This window comes from uncultured Ruminococcus sp., assembly GCF_946415235.1.
Lineage (GTDB): Bacteria > Bacillota > Clostridia > Oscillospirales > Ruminococcaceae > Ruminococcus.
This window is the reverse complement of the sequence record NZ_CAMKRR010000152.1, coordinates 1-5,206: the sequence shown is the minus strand read 5'-3', so window position 1 is coordinate 5,206 and position 5,206 is coordinate 1. Positions and strand designations below refer to the sequence as shown.

Here is a 5,206-nt window from a genome sequence, read left to right as displayed (position 1 = left end):
CACCGCCTTCTTTTTTATCATATCATGAACACGTGAAAAAGTCCAGCTTTCGGCTTAATGTCATTAAGCTAACTGAAAACGATAAAGAAGCAGGAGTATGTTTGTATGTAAGCGAACGAACTCCTGCTATTACTTACACCAAAATGGCATAACGAAAAGACAGATCAGAGATCTGCCTGAAAAAACATTGACAAAGGCGTAGAATTATGATAACCTGTAATTAAAATTTATTGTTTTGTAATGTATGGCAATATTGTGAAAATAATGGTATATTGCGAAATAACTAAGTTGTTCTTTAACCATTTAGGGCAACTTTTGGCAGACAACAATAACTTTGTTGACCAATAGTTGCCCACAATAATAATGAAATGACAGTCGCATACTCAAAATATCTGGTCTGATTATATGGAGCAAACAGAAGATATCCGTCATACGACCGGAATGCGGGAACTCTATGACAAGAGAAAAGAAACGATCGAGCGCTGCTTCGCAGATGCCAAAGAAAAACATGGTATGCGTTACACACTCGTCAGAGGCCTCTCCCAAGTACGCAAATGGGTCAGGCTTAAGTTTGCTGCAATGAATATCAAAAAATTCGCTCTCCACGTTGCTTGATGGAGAGCGTTTTCGTTGATTTCTGTCATGATTTTGGGGTTTATTGACAAGCTGAAAGCTGCGTAGGTTATCCTACGCAGCTTTTTACTTTAACTATATCTTTTTCATGGCCGATACCGCACCTATTTTCAGTACTGTATCAATTACAGCCTGTTCCCCTTCAGTGAGCTCGTCAGCCGGTACATCTACCATGGCAGATGTACGCGGAGCTGACAGATCGGGACTTGTATCTATCCAGAACCTGTATTTTATCACACCTCCGCCGACAAGCTTCATAATCATTATACTTGTTCTATATATGTCGGGATCGTATTTCTCGCGCAGCTTCTCAATTATTACGTCGGGAAGCAAAGCCATAGGTGCATATACTCCTAAACCTCTTACCACAGAAGATCAACTCCTTTCAAAAAACAAGTTCTCATCATACGGCTGTTATAAAGATCAGAACACTGTTTTCTCTGTCAGCTTCCCCGTAAGGAGAAAACAATGTCTGTTCCTTATAATTATTATAACACATTTTAAATTATTTTGGTATATTTTCTAAAAATTATCAACAAACTTTTTACTGGTATTTAGTCAGATATATACAAAGACTGCCTTTACATAAACTGCTGCTAAAAACAACGGTTCGTTACTTTTTTAAACGTTAGCTCTCTCAAAGGCAAATATAAAAACATATTTTAGACACAAAAGCTTATAAAAAAGTTCAAACTTTTATTACTGATTCTATCCTATCACTATATTATCTACTATATGTATAATTTAGGTGCTTCTGCTGTTTGCCGAAGCCCACAAATCGAACCCGCTTCTTTCTACAAACACTACAAAATTATACTTCTGGCACAAATAAATATTGATTTTTCTATACAATCATTGTATAATATGAATATAAAGTGATACGCGTTCAGTATAACACTTTGTAGAAATAGATTATTAATAAGGAGGATATGTCTATGAAAAAAACAATTGCAGGTATTTTAGCGTTACTATGCGTTCTTAGTCCGCTAAACGGAAGCTGGCTGCCATCGGGGGGCGAAAGCAGCTCTATTATAATGGAAGCTAACGCAGCTTCAAATCAGACCGAAGTTCCCGACCCGGGAATAAATGCAGGAGACTACAATTATGCATATGCAGATACCCAAAGATATTCAACCTCATTTTCTCTTGTAAGCAATAAATGGAAGTCTGAGGACGAAAAGTTTACATACGGAATATATAAAATTAGAATAAATCCCCTTGACCCAAAGGAGGAAGCTCCTCTAGCTATTGATGAATGTATTATAGGTATCTACGCAGCAAATGAAAATGTCATAGATGTAGACTTGACCACAGATGTTAATATTCCTGACAATATACAATCTGCCATAGAAACCTCAAAAATCAAATTAAAAGATCAAAAAGTTCACTATCTTGCAAAAAATTCATTTGCAAATTCTTACCTCAAGAAAATCAATCTTGATGGCGTGGAATATATAGATGAAAATGCATTCGGTAAATGTGCATATATAACTGAAATTGAAATACCAAAGACAGTAAAGTATATTGGAAAAAGCACTTTTGCTAACAGCGGACTGAAAACCCTTACTGTTTTGAATGAATTGCCTGTTATTCCAATAGAATTCTGCATGGGAACACCTCTTACAAAACTGACATTTGAACATCCCGAATTAATTCGCACAATTAGCAAGTCTGCTTTTAAAAATTCTTCAATTCCTGCTCCGCTTTTCATGTCAGGCTACGGCTATGGAGATGATGTAAGCGGATATGAGGAGCTTACAGTAGGCGAAAGTGCCTATGAAGGCTGCAAATCCATAAAAAAAGTTGCTTTGCCTGAAAATGTTATATCATTAAAAACATCTGCCTTTAGAAGTTGTACTTCCCTTACAGATATACAATTCAACAATGTTATCAATACCATTGGTACTGAATGTTTTTCTGGATGTACTTCGATCAAGGAAATATCAGGTATTCCCGAGACAATAAAAGATTGGGTATATACAGATGAGAAAAAAACACAAGGACACGGTTTAGGTACAGGTGTTTTTAAAAACTGTACTACTCTTGAAAGCTGTACTCTTCCCGAAGCATTAACCATAATACCTGCAAGTACATTCAATGGATGTACTGCATTTACCACTATAGATTTTAACAAACATTCAGGCGGAAGCAATATCAATATGATAGGAGACAGCGCATTCTGTAAGTGTACAAGTCTTTTAAGTGCTAAGTTTGAAAACGCTACCATAATTGATTCAGCTGCATATTCAGGCTGCACCAAGCTCGCAAGCGCTAACTTCCCTGCTGCTAAATTTATAGGTGGAACAGAAGGCAAAATAGGCGAAAAGTATGAAAAACCAGCCTTGACAGGCACTGGCAGCGCTTTCTCGGATTGTACCTCTCTTGTAACTGTCAATATTCCTTCATCACAGTACATTTTCCAAAACAGCTTCAAAAACTGTAAATCTATGACATCTTTTAAAGCAGGAAAATGTGAGATAGTAGGAAATAATGCTCTTGACGGCTGTAGTTCAATGAAAGAGATAACTTTGCTTTCAAATCAATATGGTAATGCTATAGTTACAAAATCCAATACTTCTGACGGATATATTTTCCAGAACTGCAGTTCTGCCGTAAAGATAACGATTGATTCTACTTTCCTCGAAAACTTCCCTTTCAAGACTCCTAACGGCTTCTTTAATGGCTGTACCAAGCTTGCTGAAATAGTAGGAGACTTCTCAAAGGTAACCGTAGTTAGTACAAAAACATTCTCAGGCTGTGAAGCTCTCAAGGAAATGACATTTGAGGATATCCGTATCGTTGAAAACGACGCATTTTCAAATTGTAAATCTCTCACAAGAATCTCACCAAAAGTTGTCAATGATAAAGGTGAAGAAGTATCACCCACTCTTAATGCTAATGATTATGGTGATAATGCTTTCCTTAACTGCCCGAAGCTTGTATTCAAGGTCGACAGTACAATTTCAACAGTAGGCAAAAACGCATTCAAAAACAGCGGCGTTACATCTGTTAATATTGATGGCATGGAAGGCGGTACAGTTGTTATCGGCAGCAGCGCCTTTGCTGACTGTGAAAACCTTACATACGCATCTATCACATCAGACAACGCAGCTAAATTCTCCATAGGTGACGGTATATTTACAAATTGTCCGAAGCTTAAAGAAGCTAAATATCAGGGCAGTATAATAACCGCAAGTATGTACAAGAATTGTCCTCTGCTTGAAAAGCTGACTACGAATGCCAAGAATATCAAGGAAAGCGCATTTGACGGAGATACAAAGCTTGCTATAGTTGCTGACATGAACGATACTTCAAAGAGCATTATCGCAGACGAAATAAATCAGTATGCTTTCAGGAACTGTAAGGCTCTCAAGGTATTCCCCGCTAATCAGAAAACCGTTCTAAAGGGCGTATCAATTTTTGAAAACTGCGCTTCTATCCCCGAGGCGGAAGTCGGAATGCTCACGGCAAGCATATTCTCAGGCTGTACGAGCCTCAGTGATGTAAAATTAAAGGATACTATAGAAGAGATCCCCAAGAGCGCATTTGCAAAGTGTTCATCACTCAAGGAAATAGGAATTGAGAATATGAACAATATCGGCGCAAACGCATTCGACAGCGCGGGCCTCACAAGCGTAAAGCTTAACAATGCTCAGACTGTTAATGCAAGTGCATTCGCTAACTGCAGTGCTCTTAAATCTGTTGATGTAACTGCGTCCAAGATAGATTCCAAGGCGTTCAATAACTGTTCAGCTCTTACAGACGCTGTATTGAATGTAAGCACTATCGGAACTAACGCATTTGACGGCTGTTTTACACTCACTAATGTGGAATTCAACGGCCTTACAAGCCTCGGTGCAAATGCTTTTGCTAACTGTACCGCACTCAAACAGCTTACGATCAAGGGCGATCCGACTATGGGAACCAAATGTGTCGGCTTCAAAAACGGTAAAGCAGATCCTGACTTTATACTCCTTGGCGATACAGGTTCCAAGGTCGAGAACTATGCTAAATCAAACAACATAAAGTTCTATGATGCGGATACATATGATCCCACAGCAATAACAACAACCACTACGACCACTAAAACTACTACAACTACGACCAAGACTACCACAACGACCACATCAAAGACTACTTCCAAGTCAGGAAACGGCAATCTCCTCCCCGGAGACGCAAACTGCGATAAGGAAGTCGATCTGTCAGATGCTGTTCTTATAATGCAGTCTCTTGCAAATCCTGACAAATATGGTGTAAATGGTACTGACAGCAAGCACATAACCTCACAGGGCCTGGATAATGCAGATGTATATGAAAGAGGCAGCGGCGTTACAACATACGATGCACTTCAAATACAGAAGTATCTGCTTAAATCCGTAAGCAGCCTTTCATAAGTGTTAAAGTGCTTTGGCAGAACAGTTAATAACCGCTAATCGAAAATATCATAAAAGATAAGCAACCGTATTATCCACACAAGGGTCGGCATAATGCCGACCCTTCAGCTTGTCAAAAAAGTCCAGCCGAAAGCTGGACTTTTTCACGTGTTCATGATATGATAAAAAAGAAGGCGGTG

3 protein-coding genes are annotated in these 5,206 nt (G+C 38.7%); 2 read left to right on the top strand and 1 reads right to left on the bottom strand.

Annotated elements, in window-relative coordinates:
- The first annotated feature begins 390 nt into the window (after positions 1-390).
- Entirely contained in the window at positions 391-615 is a 225-nt protein-coding gene (locus Q0R37_RS15125; RefSeq protein WP_294755412.1) for a transposase, read from the top strand.
- Between the two features lie 93 nt (positions 616-708).
- Here the strand turns inward: Q0R37_RS15125 and Q0R37_RS15120 are convergent, their stop codons facing one another.
- On the bottom strand, positions 709-1,002 hold the full coding sequence (locus Q0R37_RS15120) for a hypothetical protein (protein ID WP_294755411.1): 294 nt from the start codon (positions 1,000-1,002) through the stop codon (positions 709-711).
- 566 nt (positions 1,003-1,568) lie between these two features.
- Between Q0R37_RS15120 and Q0R37_RS15115 the strand changes: the two genes are divergently transcribed.
- Complete coding sequence (locus tag Q0R37_RS15115; RefSeq protein WP_294755410.1) at positions 1,569-5,027, top strand: leucine-rich repeat protein; 3,459 nt, start codon at positions 1,569-1,571, stop codon at positions 5,025-5,027.
- Positions 5,028-5,206 lie beyond the last annotated feature (179 nt).